This is a genomic window from Pseudorhodoferax sp. Leaf265 (assembly GCF_001422365.1).
GTDB lineage: Bacteria > Pseudomonadota > Gammaproteobacteria > Burkholderiales > Burkholderiaceae_C > Pseudorhodoferax.
The window spans coordinates 189801-210275 of sequence record NZ_LMMT01000001.1; the positions used below are offsets into that span (position 1 = coordinate 189801).

Below are 20475 nucleotides of genomic sequence, written 5' to 3' on the forward strand. Positions count from 1 at the left end.
TCTCAAGGAGATTTTTCATGGACGCCGCAGTGAAGACCAATCCCGCCCAAGCAGAACGCACCAAGGCCTTGCAGGCCGCCCTGGCCCAAATCGAAAAGCAATTCGGCAAGGGCACCATCATGCGCCTGGGCGAAGGCGAGGTGATCGAAGACATCCAGGTCGTCTCCACCGGCTCGCTGGGCCTGGACATCGCGCTGGGCGTGGGCGGCCTGCCGCGCGGCCGCGTGGTCGAGATCTACGGCCCGGAATCCTCCGGCAAGACCACGCTGACGCTGCAGGTCATCGCCGAGATGCAAAAGCAGGCCGGCACCTGCGCCTTCGTCGATGCCGAGCACGCGCTGGACATCCAGTACGCGCAGAAGCTCGGCGTGAACCTGCAGGAGCTGCTGATCAGCCAGCCCGACACTGGCGAGCAGGCCCTGGAAATCGTCGACAGCCTGGTGCGCTCGGGCGCCGTGGACCTGATCGTGGTCGACTCGGTCGCCGCGCTGACACCCAAGGCCGAACTCGAAGGCGAAATGGGCGACTCCCTGCCCGGCCTGCAGGCCCGCCTCATGAGCCAGGCGCTGCGCAAGCTCACGGCCACGATCAAGAAGACCAACTGCATGGTCATCTTCATCAACCAGATCCGCATGAAGATCGGCGTGATGTTCGGCAGCCCCGAGACCACCACCGGCGGCAACGCGCTGAAGTTTTACGCCTCGGTGCGCATCGACATCCGCCGCACCGGCACGATCAAGAAGGGCGACGAGGCCATCGGCAACGAGACCAAGGTCAAGGTGGTCAAGAACAAGGTGGCGCCACCGTTCAAGACGGCCGAGTTCGACATCCTGTTCGGCGAGGGCATCTCGCGCGAAGGCGAGATCATCGACATGGGCGTGGAGGCGCGCATCGTCGACAAGTCCGGCGCCTGGTACGCCTACAACGGCGAGAAGATCGGCCAGGGCCGCGACAACGCGCGCGAGTTCCTGCGCGAGAACGCCGACCTGGCGCGCGAGATCGAGAACAAGGTGCGCGAGAACCTGGGCATCGCGCTGCTGCCGCCCGCTGCTGCGCCCGCCAAGGGCGAGTGACCGGCGCCCGGCCTGCGCTCTCGCTGAAAGGCAGGGCGCTGCGCTACCTGTCCCAGCGCGAGCATTCGCGCCCCGAGCTCGAGCGCAAGCTGGCGCGCCACACCGAAGACCCCGAGGAACTCGCGCGCGCACTCGACGAGCTGCAGGCCAAGGGCTTCATCAGCGAGGCGCGCGTGGTCGAGTCCGTGCTGCACCAGCGCGCGGCCCAGTACGGCGCACTGCGGCTGCGCCAGGAACTGCAACGCAAGGGGGTGGCATCGGCCGCCATCACCGAGGCCGTGGCCGGCCTGGCCGACAGCGAGTTCGAACGCGCACTGGCGCTGTGGCAGCGCCGCTTCGCGCCGGCAGCCGATGCGCGCGAACACGCCAGGCAAAGCCGCTTCCTGCTGGCGCGTGGTTTCTCGGGCGCGGTGGTGACGCGCGTGCTGCGGCACCGGCCCGACAATGCGGACTGAATGCCCGCCTCTCCTGCACGCGCCCTCTCGGCGCTGACCTTCGCCTTCGGCCTGAGCCAGTTCTTCCGCAGCTGCCTGGCCGTGATCGCACCCGAACTGCAACGCGACCTCGGCCTGTCGGCCGCCGGTTTCGGTCTGCTGTCCTCCTGCTTCTTCCTCTCGTTTGCGGTCGCGCAGATCCCGGTCGGCATCGCCTTCGACCGCTACGGCGTAGGCCGGCCCACGCGCTGGCTGATGTCCGTCGGCGTGGCGTCCTCGCTGCTGTTCGTGTTCGCGCCGAACGGGCCGACGGCCATGCTGGCCCAGGCTGGACTGGGCCTGGCCTGCGCGCCCGTGTTCATGGGCCTCATGCACTACGCCGGGGCGCAGCTGCCCAATGCGCAGTACGTCGCCTTCGTCGGCCGTGCCAACGCCACCGGCATGCTGGGCGCGCTGTGCGCCACGCTGCCATTGGGCTGGGTCGCACAGCACCTGGGTTGGCGCACTGGGATGGCGCTCGCCGGGCTGTGCATGCTGCTGGCCTGTGTGGCCGTGTGGCGCTCGCTGCACGACGAGGGCGATGCCGACGCGCGCCGCGAGACGCCAATGGCCATGCTGGGTTCCAGCACCGCACTGCTGCTGCGACCGGCACTCTGGACGCTGATTCCGCTGTGCGTGGCCATGGCGGCCGGCACCAGCTTTCGCAACGCCTGGGGTGGCCCGTACCTGGCAGACCTGTTCGGGCTGCAGACGCAGGGCCGCGGCCTGGCGCTGTCGGCCGTGACCATCGCCTGCTTCGGCACCGCGCTGCTGCTGCCGCGGCTGGTGCGCCGCAACGGGCTGCGCGCAACCGTGCTGGGCTGGACGCTGCTGTCGCTGGCCGGTGCGCTGGTGCTGGTGCTCTGGCCGGGCGGCGGCGCCATGCTGGCGCACCTGGCGTCGATGACGTTGCTGGTGACCATCGGCATGCTGCACCCCCTCGTCATGACGCACGGCCGCGAGTTGCTGCCGCCGGCCCTGCGCGGGCGCGGCCTGGGCGTGCTGAACAGCTTCGTGTTCCTGGGCTCGGCGCTGACGGCCTGGGCCTTCGGCCAGATCGCCGACACCGGCCAGCGCGCCGGCTGGTCGCTGGAGTGGACCTGGTCGGCCATCTTCGGCTGCGCCGGCGTGCTGGTGCTGCTGGGCGCGCTGCCCTATGCCTTCAGCCCGCGTTTGGTGCCAGCGTCTCGAAGCTGAGGTGGTGCGTCAGTTCGCGCAGCAGCAGGGCGGCGGCGATGAACACGCGGTCCTGCGGCAGGCCCTGCGCGGCACCGGGATGGCCGAGCGACCAGGACGCCAGGCGCTGGAACAGGTCTTCGACCGCTGACCGCTCATGGCCTTCCAGGTGCGGCAGCACCACGTCGAACAGGCCGGCCGGCTGCAACAGTGCACCGGCAGGCCAGGACTGGGGCAGTCCCGTGAGCGCCTCTTCGACCAGATCGATCGCGTGTTCCAGCTCCGAAGGCCGGGGCGGCACATGGTGCAGGGCCTGGTCGGCCAGCTGCGTGATGCCGACGCCGATGGCCAGACTGGATGGTGCTTCGCCCGCCAACTGCCACGCCAGCACGGTCTGCTGCGGCAGACCGGTGCACAGCACGCCGGGCGGCATGGCCGGCGCCAGGCTCAGAGGCCCAGCATCAGCTTCAGGTTCTGCACCGCGGCGCCGCTGGCGCCCTTGCCCAGGTTGTCCAGCCGCGCGATGACGACGGCATGGCGCGCGTCTTCGTTCGGGAACACGCGGATCTCGAGCTGGTTGGTGTCGTTCAGCGCCAGCGCGTCGAGCTTGCCGCTGTCGGTGGGCGGCAGCACCTGCACGAACTGCTCGGGCGTGTTGCTCTTGGCGTAGTGGCTGGCGAGCGCCGCTTGCAGGTCGGCCGCGCGCGGCTTGCCCGGCAGGTCGTCCAGGTGCAGCGGCAGCTGCACCAGCATGCCCTGGCGGAAGTTGCCGACCGAGGGGATGAAGACCGGCCGGCGCGTGAGCCCCGTGTAGGCCATGATCTCGGGGATGTGCTTGTGCTTGAGGCCCAGCGCGTAGGTCTCGAACAGCGGTGCCTCGTTCTTCTCGTAGGCCTCGATCATGGTGCGGCCACCACCCGAGTAGCCGCTGACGGAAGGCAGCGCGATCGGAAAATCGGCGGGCAGCAGCCCGGCATCGACCAGCGGCCGCACGATGGCGATGGCACCCGTGGCGTAGCAGCCCGGGTTGGCCACGCGGTCGGCCTGCGCGACCCGCGCAGCCTGGCCGGCCACGAGTTCGGGGAAGCCGAAGACCCAGGCCGGGTTCACGCGGTGGGCTGTGGAGGCGTCGACGATCTTGGGCTTCTTGCCCTGCAGCTGGTCGATCAGCGCGACCGACTCGATGGCCGCGTCGTCGTGCAGGCACAGCACGACGAGATCCACGCCTGCCATGAGGTCGCGCTTGGCGGCGACGTCCTTGCGCAGCTCGGGCGCGATGCTGACGAGTTCGATCTGCGGCATGGCCTGCAGCCGCTCGCGGATCTGCAGGCCGGTGGTGCCGGCTTCGCCATCGATGAAGACTTTGGCCATGGTGTTCACTCGCTTGAAGGTACGCTTTATGCGGGTTCGTACGTGTTGACCGCACAAAATTGGTGCAACGCACCATGATACAGTCGCCGGCTGTCCGCCGTCTGGTTGTCAAGCATCCGTCGCTGGTGGACAACAGCGAAGCCCGTTTCGCCTCTCCGTCCCCAACCCTCTTCCGAGAGACCTCCTCATGAAGATTCACGAGTACCAAGGCAAGGAAATCCTTGCCAAGTTCGGCGTACCGGTGCCCCGCGGCATTCCGGCTTACACGGTGCAGGAGGCGGTTGAGGCCGCCCAGAAACTCGGCGGCCCGGTGTGGGTGGTCAAGGCCCAGATCCACGCGGGTGGCCGCGGCAAGGGTGGCGGCGTGAAGGTGGCCAAGAGCATCGAGCAGGTCAAGGAATTGGCTGGCCAGATCCTGGGCATGCAGCTCAAGACGCACCAGACCGGCCCGGAAGGCCAGAAGGTCCGTCGCCTGTATATCGAAGACGGTGCCGACATCCAGAAGGAGTACTACATCTCCGCCGTGACCGACCGCGCCACGCAGAAGGTGGCCTTCATCGCATCGAGCGAAGGCGGCATGGACATCGAGGAAGTGGCGCACTCCACGCCCGAGAAGATCATCACGGTGTTCGCCGACCCCAAGGAAGGCCTGACCGACGCGCAAGCCAAGGAAATCGCCGACGGCATCGGCATGCCGGCCGAGTCGACCGCGCAGACCGTCGACATCCTGAAGAAGCTCTACACCTGCTACATGGAAACGGACGCCTCGCTGGTCGAGATCAATCCGCTGAACCGTGACAGCAAGGGCAACGTGATCGCCCTGGACGCCAAGTTCAACTTCGACAGCAACGCGCTGTTCCGCCACCCCGAGATCGTCGCCCTGCGCGATCTGGACGAGGAAGACCCGGCCGAAGTGGAAGCCTCCAAGTTCGACCTGGCCTACATCAGCCTGGACGGCAACATCGGCTGCCTGGTGAACGGCGCCGGCCTGGCCATGGCGACCATGGACACCATCAAGCTGTTCGGCGGCGAGCCGGCCAACTTCCTGGACGTCGGCGGTGGCGCCACGCCCGAGAAGGTGACCGAAGCCTTCAAGATCATGCTGAAGAACAAGAACGTCCAGGCCATCCTGGTCAACATCTTCGGCGGCATCATGAAGTGCGACACCATTGCCACCGGCGTGATCGCAGCCTGCAAGGCCGTGAACCTGTCCGTGCCGCTGGTCGTGCGCATGAAGGGCACGAACGAAGAACTGGGCAAGAAGATGCTGGCCGAATCCGGCCTGCCCATCATCGCCGCAGACACCATGGCGGACGCGGCCCAGAAGGTCGTGGCCTCGGTCAAGAAGTAAGGAAGCGTCATGTCGATCTACATCAACAAAGACACCAAGGTCATCACCCAGGGCATCACCGGCAAGACCGGCCAATTCCACACGGAAAAGTGCCAGGAATACGCGAACGGCAAGAACGCCTTCGTCGCCGGTGTGAACCCGAAGAAGGCCGGCGAGTCGATCTTCAACATCCCGATCTACGCCTCCGTCAAGGAAGCCGCCCAGCAAACCGGCGCCACCGTGTCGGTGATCTACGTGCCGCCTCCGGGCGCCGCTGCCGCGATCTGGGAAGCCGTCGAGGCCGACCTGGACATGGCGATTTGCATCACCGAAGGCATCCCGGTCCGGGACATGCTGGAAGTGCGCAACAAGATGAAGGCCAAGGAAGCCGCCGGTGGCAAGAAGACGCTGCTGCTGGGCCCGAACTGCCCTGGCCTGATCACGCCCGACGAGATCAAGATCGGCATCATGCCCGGCCACATCCACCGCAAGGGCCGCGTGGGCGTGGTCTCGCGCTCCGGCACGCTGACCTATGAAGCCGTGGCCATGCTGACCGAAATCGGCCTGGGCCAGTCCAGCGCCGTCGGCATCGGTGGCGACCCGATCAATGGCCTGAAGCATATCGACGTGATGCAGGCCTTCAACGACGATCCGGAAACGGACGCCGTGATCATGATCGGCGAGATCGGCGGCCCGGACGAGGCGGACGCAGCCCGCTGGTGCAAGGAAAACATGAAGAAGCCGGTGGTCGGTTTCATCGCTGGCGTGACCGCGCCCCCGGGCAAGCGCATGGGCCATGCCGGTGCGCTGATCTCCGGCGGCGCCGACACGGCCGACGCCAAGCTGGCCATCATGGAAGAGTGCGGCTTCACGATCACGCGCAACTTCTCGGAACTGGGCAAGCTGCTCAAGTCCAAGCTGTAAAAACCGGAACCGGTCAGGTTCTGGTCAGGCTACGCAGTTCCACGAACTGCGCCGCTCCGGATTGCTGGGTAAACTGACCCGGCATACAAGAAAGCGCCCTTCCCGGGCGCTTTCGCATTCATAACAGCCGGAGAAATTGTCCATGTTCCTGGGTCTTGACCTGTCTTCCGCCGCCTTCTGGAGCGCCTTCGGCTCCATCCTGCTCGCCAATGTGGTGCTGTCGGGCGACAACGCCGTGGTCATCGCCATGGCCGCGCGCACGCTCAAGCCCGAGCAGCGCGGCAAGGCCATCTTCTTCGGCAGCGCCGCCGCCATCGTGATGCGGATCGTGTTGACCATCGTGGCGATCCGCCTGCTGACCCTGCCGTTCCTGAAGATCGCCGGTGCCGGCCTGCTGGCCTACATCGGGGTGGATCTGCTGATGGGCGAAGGCGATGGTGACGGCGAAAGCGCCGAAGTCTCCGGCATGTTCAATGCCATCCGCACCATCCTGGTGGCCGATCTGGTCATGAGCCTGGACAACGTGCTGGCCGTCGCGGCCGCAGCGCAGGGCAACATGCCGCTGCTGGTGCTGGGCCTGTTGGTCAGCGTGCCACTGATCGTGTTCGGTGCCTCGATGCTGACCAAGGTGATGGAGCGCTTCCCTATCATCATCACCATCGGCGCAGCCTTGCTGGGCTTCCTGGCCGGCGAGATGCTGCTGACCGATCCGGCAGTGGGCCAGTACATCGGTGCCGTCAGCGAAACCACGGTCAAGGCCGCCGGTCTGGCCGGCGCCGTGCTCGTCGTGGCGCTGGGCAACTGGCTGCAGCGCCGCGGCAACGCTTGAGCAGCCCTCCGACGCCGCGCTGTTGCAGGAACAGCGCAGACAGCGCACCATTTCGCCCCGTTGGGGCGAAATTTTTTCTTGCGCTGCGGCAAATCGCCTCGCCATGTAACAGAATGTGGAGTCCACGCCCTGGCCTTGTTCGGTGCACTGCTGCTGGCCCTAGCCGCTGAGCGCCCTTTGCCTGCATGCGTGGCATTTCCATGCAGACGCAAGCCAGGCAAAGGGCACGAGTGCAGGTACAGCACACCAACCTCCATACACGTGGTCCGGGCCTATCCATCGGCCGGGATGGTGATCGGCCGGGCGCGCCATGAACTACCAGTTCCAGACGTTGACCCATCCCGGCCGACTGCGCCACAACAACGAGGACGCCGCGGCTTTTGACCCGGTCTGCGGTTGCAGCGTGCTGGCCGACGGCATGGGCGGCTACAACGCCGGGGAGGTGGCCAGCAACATGGCCGTCAACGTCATCCTCGCCGAACTCGCTGCCTGGTACGCCACAGCGGGGCCCGGCGCTTCCGTGCGCGAAGTCCGCAAGGCCATGGAGCGTTGCGTGCAGCATGCGAACCAGGCCATCCTGAGCACGGCGCGTGCCGACCCGGACTGCGCCGGAATGGGCACCACGCTGGTCATCGCCACGTTCCATGAGCAACGCTTGGTACTTGGCCACGTCGGCGATTCGCGCGCCTACCGGCTGCGCGAAGGGCAGCTGCAGCAGATCACGCGCGACCATTCCTTGCTGCAGGAGCAACTCGATGCCGGGCTGATCACGCCCGCGCAGGCCGCCGTATCGTCGCAGCGCAATCTCGTCACGCGGGCCCTGGGCATCGAGTCCGGGGCCGAGCTCGACCTCAACGAGTTTGCAGTGGAAGCCGGCGATCTCTACCTGCTGTGCTCGGACGGGCTGTCGGACATGGCGAACGACAGCGAGATCGAGGACATCCTGCGCGCCACCGGCTCGCTCGAGCACAAGGCCCGCCGCCTCATCGACCGCGCGAACGCCAATGGCGGCCGGGATAACATCACCGTCCTGCTCGCACAGGCGATGTCCACCCCAGCCAACCGGCCCGGCCTGGTTTCCAGGCTCCTGCGCACTTGAAATCCATTGACATCCAAATGATCAGACCCAGGAGCCGGCCATGCCAAAGTTGATCGTCTCGATCGACGGTGTAGTCATCAAGGAAGTCCAGCTCACCAAGGACCGCACGACGCTCGGCAGGCGCCCGTACAACGACGTCGTGATCGACCATCTCGCCGTCAGCGGCGAGCATGCTGCCGTGCTGATCGCCGGCAACGAAGTGCAGCTGGAAGACCTCAACAGCACCAATGGCACTTACGTCAACAGCCGCCCCATCCGCAAGCAGGTGCTGCGCCACAACGACATGGTCGAGATCGGCAAGTACAAGATCAAGTTCCTGCACGATGCGCAGGACGGCAACGAAGCACGGGCACCAGTGGCGCCAGCGCCCACTGCCGCGCGCGCCGAAGCCCCGACACCACAGCGTCGGGCCTTCGACACCGTTCTGGGTGCCGACCTGGAAGCAGCGACCGGCCCTGCATCGATCCGCGTGACCTCCGGCTCGGCCGCCGGCCGCGAAGTTGCGCTGGTCAAGGTCGTCACCACCATCGGCAAGCCGGGTGTGGCGGTTGCCGCCATCACGCGCCGCCCCCACGGCTATGTGGTCGTGCATGTGGAGGGAGCACACGCTCCGATCGTGAACGGCACCACCGTCGGCACGACGCCAGTGGACCTCAAGCACGGCGACGTGCTCCAACTGGCCGGCACGCAGATGGAGTTCCTCCACAGCCTTTGAGCGGGCAGCGCAGCGCTCGGCAGATCGTGCAAGTGCAGGACATTGTTCGCGACGGAATCAGCAAAATTTCTCGACAGCGGGTCACCACTGCCTGTAGCCTTCGGCATCGCGTCCTGGCTTGGAGTGTCGGGCGCCCACTCCCTTATTTCACCGAAGGAACCGGATGAAACTGCGCGTGCTCGGCTGTTCCGGCGCCATTGCAAAGGACTGTCGCACGACGTCCTTCCTGCTCGATGCCGACGTGCTGGTCGACGCCGGCACTGGCGTGGGAGACCTGAGCCTGGATGAGATGCGCCTGATCGACCATGTGTTCCTGACCCATTCGCACCTGGACCACATCGCCGCGCTTCCACTCATGGTCGATGCCATCGCGTCGCAACGGACCAAGCCCATCAGCGTGCACGCGCTGCCGGGCACCATCGCAGCGCTCAAGGCGCATGTCTTCAACAACGTGATCTGGCCCGACTTCAGCCGGATCCCATCGGAAACCGCTCCCTTCGTGCGTTTCCACGAGATCGAGATCGGTACGGCAGTCCAGGTCTGCGGCAAGACCATCGAACCTTTGCCGGCGGTGCACACGGTGCCGGCCTGCGGCTATGCCGTCTCGGCTGGGGGGGCGTATTGGGTGTTCACCGGCGACACGGAACGCAACCCGGCGTTCTGGCAACGCCTGGAGCAGCTGGATGTGTCGATGCTGGTGATCGAAACCGCGTTCAGCAACCGCGAGCAGGAACTCGCCCGGCGCAGCCTGCACCTGTCGCCCATCGCGCTGGCGGAAGAACTGGCCCACATGGACCACGCCCGCAACGTGCCGGTCTACATCACGCACACCAAGCCGTCGGAGACCGTCCTGATCATGGCCGAGATCGACCAGTTCGACCGCAACGCCACGCACCACAGCCAGCCCGGCGCGCATGACATCCGCTGGCTGGAAGCTGGCCAGGAATTCGAGATCTAAGACCGGGTCGTGGCCGGGGCGCCATAGAGAAGTCGATCGCCAGCAGGCACCACGGCATCAGCGTCGGGATCACGACGGGCAGGACAGTGCAGCGGAGAGCAGCAGCGCCGTTGCGAAGGACGCATGTCCCGCCGCCACTGCCGCAGCAGCGTGCTGCAAGGCCGACGTTCCAAAAGTACGCCTTGTCCTTCATCAAAACCTCTCTGATGGCTTGCGAAGGTATGCCTGTCTCAGTGTAGTCTTCGCTTCAGCAAAAACCCTTGCGGCACGGCCGGAAGGCCGAAGCGCCGCCGGGATCTGCTACTCTGCATACATTCCGTTTTCCATCATCACAGAAGGGGGATCCCATGTCCAAAGCGAGTGCATCCAGCGTCGAATCCCAAGAGCAACTGGTCAGCGACATCAAGTCCGTGATCTCCGATGCCGAAGAAATGTTGAGCGCCACCGCAGACCAGGCTGGAGAGAAGGTCAACAACCTGCGTGCGCGCATCCAGGTCCGCCTGCACGACGCCAAGCTGCGCCTCGTCGATGCAGAAGAAGCCCTGCTGGCCAAGACCAAGGCAGCGGCACGTGCCACTGATGAATACGTGCACGAGTCGCCCTGGACCGCCATTGGCGTCGCCGCCGCGGCCGGCGTGCTGCTGGGCCTGGCCCTCGGCCGGCGTTGATTGCCCCGCACCCCATCCTCGGAACCTGGCATGGCTAGCGGCCCCCGCGGCGCGGCCTCGGGTGTCGGCCCGGTCGGTGCGATGCGCCGCATGCTGTCGACCCTGCTGGATCTCGCCCAGACACGGCTGCAGCTGATCGGCAACGAGATCCAGATCGAGAAGCACCGCGCGCTGCAGATGCTGGCGCAGGCGCTGCTCGCCGTGTTCTTCCTGTGCATGGCCCTGCTGATGGCGGTCGGGCTCGTCCTGGCGCTGTGGTGGGAACAGCGCGTCGCGGTGTTGTGCGTCCTGCTGGTCCTGTTCGCTGCGGCCGCGTTCTGGCTGCAACACCTGGTCCGCAGCCGGCGCGCCATGCAGGACCATCCCTTCGCCGCCAGTCTGGCGGAGTTGCAGGAGGATCTGCGGCAGCTGAAGGAGACGGCCCAGCATGCGCCGCCGCAAGAGCCTCGCTGAGCTGGAGCGCGAGCGCGGCCGCTTGCTGGAACGCATCGGCGCGCAGCGCAGCCAGTTGCCAGCCCAGTTCGCCCCTGTGGCGCACCTGCTGCAGTTCGGCGAACGCGTTGCACACACCGTGCAGGCTGCGCGCACGTTCGTACAGCGACATCCGTGGGCCATGGGCGCCATCGGCGCCGTGCTGGTGCTGCGCCGGCCGCGCTCCCTGGGTCGCTGGATGAAGCGCGGCCTCTTGGTCTGGCGCACCTGGCGCACCGCCCGCAATTTCGCCCAAGTGATCCAGCGTCAGCTGAACCGCCCTCCCGGTTGAATCAAGCCGCCAGATAGCGGCGCAGGTAGCGGCCCGTGTGGCTGGCCGCGTGCGCGGCGATCTGCTCGGGCGTGCCGACGGCCAGCACCTGGCCGCCACCGGCGCCGCCCTCCGGTCCCATGTCGATCAGCCAATCGGCTGTTTTGATCACATCCAGGTTGTGTTCGATCACGACGATGGTATTGCCCGCATCGCGCAGCTGGTGCAGCACGCGCAACAAGAGATCAATGTCTGCGAAATGCAGGCCAGTGGTCGGTTCGTCCAGGATGTACAGCGTGCGGCCGGTGTCGCGCTTGGACAGCTCCAGCGCCAGCTTGACCCGCTGCGCCTCGCCGCCCGACAGCGTGGTCGCCGCCTGGCCCAGCTTGATGTACGAAAGCCCCACATCCAGCAGCGTCTTGAGCTTGCGGGCCAGCGCGGGCACCGCCTGCAGGAAGTCGTAGGCCGCCTCGACTGTCAAGTCCAGGATCTGGGCGATGTTCTTGCCCTTGTAGACGACTTCCAGCGTCTCGCGGTTGTAGCGCTCGCCGTGGCAGACATCGCAAGGTACGTAGACGTCCGGCAGGAAGTGCATCTCGACCTTCACGACGCCGTCGCCCTGGCAAGCCTCGCACCGCCCGCCGGCCACATTGAAGGAGAAGCGCCCGGGGCCGTAGCCGCGCTCGCGCGCCATCGGCACTTCGGCCATCAACTCGCGGATCGGCGTGAACAGGCCCGTGTAGGTGGCCGGGTTGCTGCGCGGCGTGCGGCCGATCGGCGACTGGTCGACGTTGATGACCTTGTCGAACTGTTCCAGCCCGGCGATCTCGTCGTGCGCCGCCGGTTCCTCGTGTGCCCGGTAGATCTGGCGCGCCGCCGCCGCGTACAAGGTGTCGTTGACCAGCGTGGACTTGCCCGAGCCCGACACACCGGTCACGCAGGTGAACAGCCCGACCGGAAAATCCACGTCCACGCCCTTGAGGTTGTGGCCGCGCGCGCCACGCACGCCGATGGTCTGCAGCGCACCGTTGGCGGCATCGCCCGTGGCCGGCAGCCAGGGCGTGCGCCGCGCGGGCACGTCGATGCGCAGGGTCCCGGACAGGTAGCGGCCCGTGAGCGAATCGGCATTGGCCTTGATGGCGGCAATGTCGCCCTGGGCCACCACACGCCCGCCATGCACACCGGCACCCGGCCCCATGTCGATGACATGGTCGGCGGCGGCCATCATGTCTTCGTCGTGTTCGACCACGAGCACGCTGTTGCCCAGGTCGCGCAGATGCTGCAGCGTGCCGATCAGACGGTCGTTGTCGCGCTGGTGCAGGCCGATGCTGGGCTCGTCCAGGACGTACATCACGCCGGTCAAGCCCGAGCCAATCTGAGAGGCCAGCCGGATGCGTTGCGACTCCCCGCCCGACAGCGTCTCGGCGCTGCGGTCCAGGCTCAGGTAGTTCAGACCGACATCGTTCAGAAACTTCAGGCGCAGGCCGATCTCGCGCACCACCTTGGCCGCGATGTCCGCCTTGGCCCCGTGCAACTGCAGACCGTCGAAGTAGGCCTGGCTTTCGCGCAGCGTGGCGCCGCTGATCTCGTAGATCGCCCGCGCCTGCGCTCCCTCGCCCACCTTCACATGGCGCGCCTCCCGGCGCAGCCGCGAGCCATGGCATTCGGGGCAGGGCTGCACGCTGCGGTAGCGGGCCAGGTCTTCGCGCACCACCGACGAATCTGTCTCGCGGTAACGGCGCTGCATGTTGGGGATCACACCTTCGAAGGGGTGCTTCTTGGTCAGCTTCTTGCCCTGGAAGTTGCCCGACTCCATGACGTAGCTGAACTTGATCTCTTCCTCGCCCGAGCCGTGCAGCACCACCTGGCGCACCTCCGCGGGCAGCTCGTCCCACGGCAGCTCGGCATTGAAGCGGTAATGTTTGGCCAGGCTTTCGACCAACGCGAAGTAGTAGCCATTGCGCCGGTCCCAGCCCTTGATGGCACCACTGGCCAGACTCAAGGTCGGAAAGCCGACCACACGCGTGGGGTCGAAGAACTCCTGGGCGCCCAGCCCGTCGCAGCTGGGACAGGCGCCGACCGGCGAATTGAACGAGAACAGCCGCGGCTCCAGTTCGCTGATCGAATAGCCGCAGACGGGGCAGGAGAACTTGGCGTTGAACAGGTGCTCGCGCGGCTGCCCCGGCGAGCCATCGGCGTTCGGCGCGGCGTCCATCTCCAGTGCGATCGCGCGGCCATCGGCCAGCCGCAGCGCCGCTTCGAAGCTTTCCGCCAGGCGCTGGCGCAGGCCACCGCCCGCGCCGTCCTGCTCGACCCGCACCTTGATGCGGTCGATCACCACGTCGATGTCGTGTTTTTCGGTCTTCTTGAGCTTGGGCAGGTTGTCGAAATCGTAGGCCTGCCCGTCGATGCGAAAGCGCACATAGCCCTGCGCCTGCAGTTCGGCGAAGACATCGGTGAACTCGCCCTTGCGCTCGCGCGCGATCGGCGCCAGCACCATCAGCCGCGTGCCCTCGGGCAGCGCCAACACTGCGTCGACCATCTGCGCCACGGTCTGGGCCGACAGCGGCAGGTCGTGGTCCGGACAGTAGGGCGTGCCCGCACGCGCGAACAGCAGGCGCAGGTAGTCGTGGATCTCGGTCACCGTGCCCACGGTGGAGCGCGGGTTGTGGCTGGTGGCCTTCTGCTCGATGGAGATCGCGGGCGACAGCCCCTCGATCAGGTCCACATCGGGCTTGTCCATCAGCTGCAGGAACTGCCGCGCATAGGTCGACAGGCTTTCCACGTAGCGGCGCTGCCCCTCGGCGTACAGCGTGTCGAAGGCCAGCGAGGACTTGCCCGAACCCGACAGCCCCGTGATCACCACCAGTTGGTTGCGCGGGATGTCCAGGTCGATGTTCTTGAGGTTGTGCGTGCGCGCGCCGCGGACGCTGATGCGCTGCAGCTGCAGCGCGGTCGCGAGGTAGGAGCCGTCCTTGGGGTCGTTCAAGATGCGCGTCCGGGAAAACCCGCCATGATAAGCGGCGCGCGCTGCACGCTGCGGGACACGCCTCGCCCGACACCGATGCGGCACAATCGATGCCCTTTTCCCTCGCATCGGCAGCACACAGGCAGCACACCATGGCATCCGTCAACAAAGTCATCATCGTCGGCAACCTGGGCCGTGACCCCGAAACGCGCACCTTCCCGAGCGGCGGTCAGGTCTGCAACGTGCGGATCGCCACCACCGACCGCTGGAAGGACAAGCAGAGCGGCGAGATGCGCGAGATCACCGAGTGGCACAACGTGGTCTTCAACGACCGCCTGGCCGAGATCGCCAGCCAGTACCTGCGCAAGGGCTCGCAAGTCTATGTCGAAGGCTCGCTGCGCACGCGCAAGTGGACCGACAAGGACGGCAACGAGCGCTACACCACAGAGATCCGCGCCGACCAGATGCAGATGCTGGGTGCCCGCCAAGGTCAAGGCATGGGCGGCCCCTCTTCCGGAGACGAGGACGGTGGCTACGAGGCGCCGCGCCGCCCGGCCGCGCCGCCGGCCCGTCCAGCTGCCGCTCCACGTGCGGCGCCCGCTCCCGCGCCCAAGGCGTCGAGCGGTTTCGACGACATGGACGACGATATCCCGTTCTAGGCCGGAATTTTTTTAGGATGTAAACAAAGAGCCCCAAGTGCTTGTCACTCGGGGCTTTTTTCATTGTTTACCCTTTTTTCTGATCTGTGTAACATGTTGGTTATCGATCACTTATCGAAAACGTCAACATGTCTGGTCGCTACCAGCTCAGGACAATCAAGTTCACGTCTGGTGAGCGCTTCCCGCTCCTGATTGAGCGCGCGTCCGGCAAGCCACTCTTCGACCCCACGGTCTTCCTCTCGTCCCAGATGCGGTCTGCGGGCCTGGCCACGGCAACGATGACGCAAGCGGCCAGGGCAATCATGGCTGGGCTCCAGATCCTTGAATACCAAGGCATCGACTTGACAAGTCGGCTTCGGGAAGGCCGCATGCTCGAGTTGGGCGAGATAACTGAGCTCACTGAAAAGATGTATCTGCCACAGGAGCAGATTGACGCTCTTACGCCCGCTACTTCAACCGTACGCGACGACTCCAAGGTCATTTCCATCAAGCGCTCGCAGAAGCGGTCCGCGAAGACTCCAAATTCGAAGTTGGTCCATAGAGGAACTGCAGGTATACGGATGATCTACTTCCGTGACTATCTCTCATGGTTGACCAAGCGATACATCCTTTCTCTGACCATAAATAGCTCCTTGACAGAGAGGCTGCTCTTAATCCAAGAGAACTTCCGGGACACTATTTGCGAGAGAATTCCAAAAGACAGAGGGCGGAGTACGCAAAATGCGCGTGAAGGTTTGTCCGAGGAAGTGGTGCAGCGGGCACTCGAGGTCATTGATCAATCGTCTCCAGAAAATCCCTGGAAAAACAAGCACGCTCGCGCGAGAAATGAGCTGATCTTCAGGTTGCTTCACAACCTCGGAATTCGGAGGAGTGAAGCGCTAATCCTCGAGGTCGCTGACTTTAATTTCCGATTGAACGAGGTACTGATCGCACGTCGGCCAGATGATCCGACCGAGACGCGGCTAGACGCGCCGAACGCCAAAACCCGGGACCGTCTTCTCACTCTAAGCAATGAGTTGGCGAACATGGTTCGGAATTACATAACTAAAGTTCGCAGCCAAATACCTGGCGCAAAGAAGCATGGAAAGCTTCTTGTGGCAACAGGGACTGGGTCGCCCCTGACCAAGTCAGCCATGAACAAGATATTTGTTGAGCTACGCACCCGAGTGCCTGATTTGCCGGAGGAGTTGCACCCGCACATCATGCGACATACGTGGAATGACGACTTTTCAAAGCTTATGCAAGAAAAGAAGGTCCCCGCCGCAGACGAGCTAAGAATGAGAATTCAACAGATGGGTTGGTCGGACAACTCCAAGGCCGCAGCAACTTATTTACAGAGATTCACGCGGGAAGAGGCTAATAAAGCATCGCTCGAAATGCAAGCTAAGAGTTTTGCAAAAAAAGATAAGAATGAAAATTTCGATCACTGAGACGTTCAAGTCCGACAATGCACAGCATGAACTCCGACTACCGTTGCCTCTGTCCATCCGAACGCTAAGCGGCAACCAATTCAAATGTGACGGAGAAGTATGGTTCTATCGCGATGGCGTCAACGAACCCCGAATGAACTGGCGCGAATTCGGCAATGCTTCATCAAGCTTTATTAATTCCGCGAAGCATGTTTTGTTGTGGTACATCCAGCATAGATCGCCTGATCATGCTCAAAACATGTTCAACCGCCTACTTCACTTCGTTCGCGCCTATCGCGGGGCGAATGCATTGCTTGACGTAATAGAGGTCATCGACATCCTTAACTATGGATCGTCGCTGACCGCGCCAAACAGGTGGTATTTGTCGGCTCTTGCTGGGTTATTCAAGAAATGGTCCCGCCTGAATTTCCATGGTGTCTCTCCCGACGTGGTGCTTCTTTTCAAGCAACAGCGCCTGAAAGGAAACACCAAAGGGGCGGCCGTTTTAACTATGGACGTCGACAAAGGGCCCTTCACTCACCTTGAAGTAGAAGCTATCCAAAGCGAAATAAACAATGCGTATACATCTGGAGAAATCACGTCTAGTGACTATGTGCTGAGTTGGCTATATATCTTGCTTGGTCAGAGAAATAAGCAGTATGCAGCGCTCAAGGTTCGTGATGTGGGAGATGAAATAGAGAAGGGGAAGCGCGTTTTCTTCATCATGATCCCCAGGTGTAAACAGGGGTACTCCGATCCAAGGCATGCTTTTAAGAAGAGACCAATCATTGAGCAGTTTGGCGAGGTCCTGCTGGCTTACGCGGGACGCGTGAAAAAAGATTTTGAGAGAATTTTGGATGATCCAAGCCAAGCCCCGTTGTTCCCAGCATTGAATCTTGGAGAAGACCGTGGTGCTCCTGGTTATGAATTTCACAGAACACCAGCTCAGCTCAGGATCTCGCTCGTCTCAGTTCTCGAAGACCTGAATGTCGTTTCTGAACGCACTGGTCAGCCCCTCTACATCATGCCGGTTCGTTTTCGCCGCACGATCGGCACTCGAGCCGCGGAGGAAGGCCATCCCCCGTTAGTGATCGCAGAATTGCTCGACCAGAGTGACACGCAGAACGTGGGCGTGTATGCCGCTAGTTCACCCGCTGTTCTGGAGCGAATTGATCGGGCTGTGGCAATGGAGCTTGCGCCGTTGGCCCAAGCATTTGCGGGCAAGCTCGTCGATGGCATTGAGGGCCCAAAGAACCCTGCAAAGAAGATTATTGACCTTCGTATCGATCGAAGTGGGCGCGCGATGGGGGAGTGTGGCCAGCACAGCTTCTGCGGGTTCAACGCACCGATCGCCTGCTACACGTGCAACAGCTTTGAAGCATGGCTGGATGGCCCCCACGAGGCGGTACTGAATCACCTTATTGAACGTAGAGAAAAGCTCTTGGTCCAGTCCGATCAGCGTATGGCTTCAGTGAATGACCGAACAATCCTTGCCGTGGCCGCAGTGGTTCAAAAATGCGCGGACATCAAGAGCGAAGTACAGGGCTTGATTCATGGCTGATGTTGTCCTTTTTTCCCCTCGCAGAGAGGTCGATGCCAAGACCAATGTGCACAACCTTATTGCCCTATGCCGCGATCAATTGACTGCCTTTGGCAAGGACTTGGATTTCGATAGCGACTTGTGGGATCTGTCGAAAGAAATCACCCTCAAGTCGAGCGGCAAGAAAGTAAGAGCAGTATTTTCCTCTTGGGAAACTGCAGATGCCTCGCAGCCAGAATCGATGGCGCAGCCTTATCAAGACTTCGCCAAGGCCTACTTCCGCTACCAGCATACGCTCAAGAAGACGTCATCGATTGGCGGGCGAATAGCGGCTTTAAGAGCGCTCGGCGCAAGTCTGGCCCGTGGCGGGTCACCGGAGGTATGGTGTGCAGACGCAAGCCACTTCAATCATGCCAGCCAACTGCTAAGAGAAAACTTCGCCGGGGAGACCGCTTACCGAAATGGGATCCAGCTGGCGATGATCGCGGATTTTTTGGACACAAATCGCCTTGTCGCGGCGCCTTTGACTTGGAAGAATCCAATTCCACGTCCATCTTCCAAAACAGCACGAGTGGGTGAGGAATTTGACGCGCATCGCGAAGCGATGCTTCCTTCGCCTTTTGCCCTCGAAGCACTTGCGAAAGCCTATCGTGCAGCAGTAGAGCCAGTAGATGTGATCGTGTCATCTGTGGCAGCACTACTTTGCTCAGCCCCTGACCGAATCCATGAGGTCCTCATCCTGAAGACCGATGCCGAAGTCACCGACAAGAAGCCAGATGGCTCGTTGGCCTACGGCTTGCGCTGGCTGCCAGGCAAGGGCGCAGCGCCCATGATCAAGTGGATCACGTCGACTATGGCATCTGTGGCCCAGGAGGCGTTCCAGAGGGTGCGTAAGGCTACAGAAGAAGCGCGCCAGGTAGCGCGCTGGTACGAGGTTCATCCCACTCAGATGTACCTACCTGATCACCTGCAACACCTGCGAACCAGGCAGTTCATCACCGTGGAGGAGGCGGAAGATGCTTTGTTCGCCACGGGGAAAGGCAACGCATTAAATTTTTGCGAACGCAAGAAGGTGAAGTGCGAAGGCGTCGGCCAAGACGCCATGATTGATTTCGACACCTTTGAGGCTGCAGTGATTGGTCTGTTGCCGGATGGATTCCCCATCATGGAGCCCATCACGGGCCTGCTGTATAGCGAGGCCCTGTGCGTATGCCGAAGGAATGAATTTCATGCAGTCAGAGGAACGTATCGATGCGCCATCGAACGCATTGATGATGGAAAGATAGCAACGGGCTTGGGAAACAACTCCGAGCATGGAAAAGGGTCGATCTTCGATCGGCTTGGATTTTTCGAAGAAGATGGATCGTTCATCGCCATCCGAACCCACCAGTTCCGCCACTATCTCAATACGCTTGCGGCCCGCGGAGGGCTGAACGAATTCGAGATCGCCAAGTGGTCAGGCCGGTCCGATATTCGCCAAAACGCGGCCTATAACCACATATCTGATCGGGACACGATTCAGCAGATCAAGGACTTGACTGCGGAACAGGAAAAGTCCTTTGGCGAGCTGGTTACGCAGGCGCGCGTGACTCTAGTTCCACGCAAAGAATTCGCTGCTTTGATGAACATCGGTGCAGCACACACCACAGACTTAGGCTTTTGCATCCACGACTTCGCGCAGTCTCCATGCCCAATCCACGGTGACTGTGATGCATGCAACGAGCAGGTCTGCATCAAGGGCGACGAAGCTGGTGAGCGGAATGCGAGGCTTCGATACGCCGAGACAGAAATCTTGCTGAAGGCGGCAGAGGACGCCGAATCGGAGCAGCTCTACGGCGCAACGCCCTGGGTACAACACCAACGCATGATCTTCGACAGGCTCAAGCAACTCGTCCAGTTTCTCGACGACCCGAGCGTGCGACCAGGAGCGCTCATCCGCTTGCTCCCCATCGAGCAGCCTTCGCGCATGCGTCAGGCACTCGAGAACCGGAAGTCCTTGGGTATGCGCGACTCTTTGGAAGTGACGCCGTCTCTGCTTGCTTGGCAGGTTGTTGAAGACGAGGCCCAGCTGTGAAGAAGTCGGCGCAGAAACCTCGCGCGAGAAATCTAACGAACGACGACATTGATCGCATTGCACTGCTGATCGATGGTTGGTCTGGAAAGCTCACGTGGAAGCTGCTCATTGAAGCCATCGCGGATCGGACCTCACAGACCTACACACGACAGACATTGGCGAAGCACGCCAAGATTCAGGCGGCCTATGAGAACAAGGAGATCAAGCCAGCGTCTGCAAAGGCTGCTTCTTTTACTCCTGAGCTCAAGGCTGCTGAACAGACGATCGAACGATTAGAAGCAACCGTGAGACGGCTGACTCATGAGAACAACTCGCTGCTTGAGCAGTTTGTGCGTTGGGCCCACAACGCGAGCGGTCGCGGTCTCGACGAAGACTTCTTGAATCGGCCGCTGCTGCCAGTGGACCGCGAGAAGACGAAGGAAGACAAGAAGAGACTGGCGAGAGTTCCGAAGCCTAGAAAGGATTAG

General features: G+C 63.0%; 20 protein-coding genes. 17 read left to right on the plus strand and 3 right to left on the minus strand.

The annotated features are described in order from the left end of the window. Positions 1 to 17 precede the first annotated feature (17 nt). From recA to ASF45_RS00920, 3 genes are read left to right on the plus strand one after another with little or no spacing between them, the layout of a single operon-like run. Positions 18 to 1073: a recombinase RecA gene (gene recA, locus ASF45_RS00910; protein WP_056655473.1), complete on the plus strand. Its 1056-nt coding sequence runs from the start codon at positions 18 to 20 to the stop codon at positions 1071 to 1073. Continuing rightward, positions 1070 to 1528: a recombination regulator RecX gene (gene recX, locus ASF45_RS00915; protein ID WP_056655476.1), complete on the plus strand. Its 459-nt coding sequence runs from the start codon at positions 1070 to 1072 to the stop codon at positions 1526 to 1528. The genes recA and recX overlap by 4 nt, the downstream gene beginning before the upstream one ends. Beyond that, positions 1529 to 2743: an MFS transporter gene (locus ASF45_RS00920; protein ID WP_056655480.1), complete on the plus strand. Its 1215-nt coding sequence runs from the start codon at positions 1529 to 1531 to the stop codon at positions 2741 to 2743. Here ASF45_RS00920 and ASF45_RS00925 read toward each other — a convergent pair. After that, positions 2709 to 3155 carry a hypothetical protein gene (locus ASF45_RS00925; RefSeq protein WP_056655483.1) on the minus strand — a complete coding sequence of 149 codons (447 nt, stop codon included), beginning with the start codon at positions 3153 to 3155 and terminating at the stop codon, positions 2709 to 2711. The genes ASF45_RS00920 and ASF45_RS00925 overlap by 35 nt on opposite strands. 14 nt (positions 3156 to 3169) lie before the next feature. Further along, entirely contained in the window at positions 3170 to 4093 is a 924-nt protein-coding gene (argC, locus tag ASF45_RS00930) for an N-acetyl-gamma-glutamyl-phosphate reductase (RefSeq protein WP_056657369.1), read from the minus strand. A 187-nt stretch (positions 4094 to 4280) separates the two neighbouring features. Here argC and sucC point away from each other — a divergent pair, with 187 nt between their 5' ends. The 9 genes from sucC to ASF45_RS00975 all read left to right on the plus strand — a co-directional run bounded on the left by sucC (position 4281) and on the right by ASF45_RS00975 (position 11379). Next, positions 4281 to 5444, plus strand: coding sequence for an ADP-forming succinate--CoA ligase subunit beta (gene sucC / locus ASF45_RS00935; RefSeq protein ID WP_056655486.1), 1164 nt, complete (start codon positions 4281 to 4283; stop codon positions 5442 to 5444). A gap of 9 nt (positions 5445 to 5453) precedes the next feature. Next, positions 5454 to 6347, plus strand: a complete 894-nt coding sequence (gene sucD / locus ASF45_RS00940; protein ID WP_056655491.1) for a succinate--CoA ligase subunit alpha — start codon at positions 5454 to 5456, stop codon at positions 6345 to 6347. 142 nt (positions 6348 to 6489) lie between these two features. Then, entirely contained in the window at positions 6490 to 7176 is a 687-nt protein-coding gene (locus ASF45_RS00945; protein ID WP_056655495.1) for a TerC family protein, read from the plus strand. 310 nt (positions 7177 to 7486) lie between these two features. Then, positions 7487 to 8275: a Stp1/IreP family PP2C-type Ser/Thr phosphatase gene (locus tag ASF45_RS00950; protein WP_056655498.1), complete on the plus strand. Its 789-nt coding sequence runs from the start codon at positions 7487 to 7489 to the stop codon at positions 8273 to 8275. 40 nt (positions 8276 to 8315) lie between these two features. Beyond that, on the plus strand, positions 8316 to 8990 hold the full coding sequence (locus ASF45_RS00955) for an FHA domain-containing protein (RefSeq protein WP_056655502.1): 675 nt from the start codon (positions 8316 to 8318) through the stop codon (positions 8988 to 8990). Between the two features lie 163 nt (positions 8991 to 9153). Beyond that, the gene (locus ASF45_RS00960; RefSeq protein WP_056655504.1) at positions 9154 to 9948 is read left to right on the plus strand and encodes a 3',5'-cyclic-nucleotide phosphodiesterase; all 795 of its coding nucleotides are present in this window, start codon (positions 9154 to 9156) and stop codon (positions 9946 to 9948) included. Positions 9949 to 10295: 347 nt separating this feature from the next. Beyond that, the gene (locus tag ASF45_RS00965) at positions 10296 to 10616 is read left to right on the plus strand and encodes a YqjD family protein (protein WP_056655507.1); all 321 of its coding nucleotides are present in this window, start codon (positions 10296 to 10298) and stop codon (positions 10614 to 10616) included. An 81-nt stretch (positions 10617 to 10697) separates the two neighbouring features. Beyond that, the gene (locus ASF45_RS00970) at positions 10698 to 11069 is read left to right on the plus strand and encodes a phage holin family protein (RefSeq protein WP_056655510.1); all 372 of its coding nucleotides are present in this window, start codon (positions 10698 to 10700) and stop codon (positions 11067 to 11069) included. After that, positions 11044 to 11379 (plus strand): YqjK family protein, encoded by a 336-nt coding sequence (locus tag ASF45_RS00975; protein ID WP_056655512.1) that lies wholly within the window; start codon positions 11044 to 11046, stop codon positions 11377 to 11379. Before ASF45_RS00970 ends, ASF45_RS00975 begins: the two co-directional genes overlap by 26 nt. 1 nt (position 11380) lies before the next feature. Here ASF45_RS00975 and uvrA read toward each other — a convergent pair whose 3' ends face one another. Next, positions 11381 to 14347 carry an excinuclease ABC subunit UvrA gene (gene uvrA, locus ASF45_RS00980; RefSeq protein WP_369802092.1) on the minus strand — a complete coding sequence of 989 codons (2967 nt, stop codon included), beginning with the start codon at positions 14345 to 14347 and terminating at the stop codon, positions 11381 to 11383. A gap of 131 nt (positions 14348 to 14478) precedes the next feature. On the opposite strand from uvrA, the gene ssb reads away from it, so the two are divergent. The 5 genes from ssb (at position 14479) to ASF45_RS34170 (ending at position 20475) form a co-directional block, all read left to right on the plus strand. Next, positions 14479 to 14985, plus strand: coding sequence for a single-stranded DNA-binding protein (gene ssb, locus ASF45_RS00985; protein ID WP_056655515.1), 507 nt, complete (start codon positions 14479 to 14481; stop codon positions 14983 to 14985). A 128-nt stretch (positions 14986 to 15113) separates the two neighbouring features. Next, a complete protein-coding gene (locus tag ASF45_RS34160; RefSeq protein ID WP_082550736.1) occupies positions 15114 to 16415 on the plus strand; it encodes a site-specific integrase in 1302 nt (433 codons plus the stop codon). Next, positions 16396 to 17955, plus strand: coding sequence for a site-specific integrase (locus ASF45_RS34165; protein WP_200932091.1), 1560 nt, complete (start codon positions 16396 to 16398; stop codon positions 17953 to 17955). The genes ASF45_RS34160 and ASF45_RS34165 overlap by 20 nt, the downstream gene beginning before the upstream one ends. Continuing rightward, positions 17948 to 20008 carry a hypothetical protein gene (locus ASF45_RS00990; RefSeq protein ID WP_056655518.1) on the plus strand — a complete coding sequence of 687 codons (2061 nt, stop codon included), beginning with the start codon at positions 17948 to 17950 and terminating at the stop codon, positions 20006 to 20008. Before ASF45_RS34165 ends, ASF45_RS00990 begins: the two co-directional genes overlap by 8 nt. Then, positions 20005 to 20475, plus strand: a complete 471-nt coding sequence (locus tag ASF45_RS34170; RefSeq protein WP_082550738.1) for a hypothetical protein — start codon at positions 20005 to 20007, stop codon at positions 20473 to 20475. Before ASF45_RS00990 ends, ASF45_RS34170 begins: the two co-directional genes overlap by 4 nt.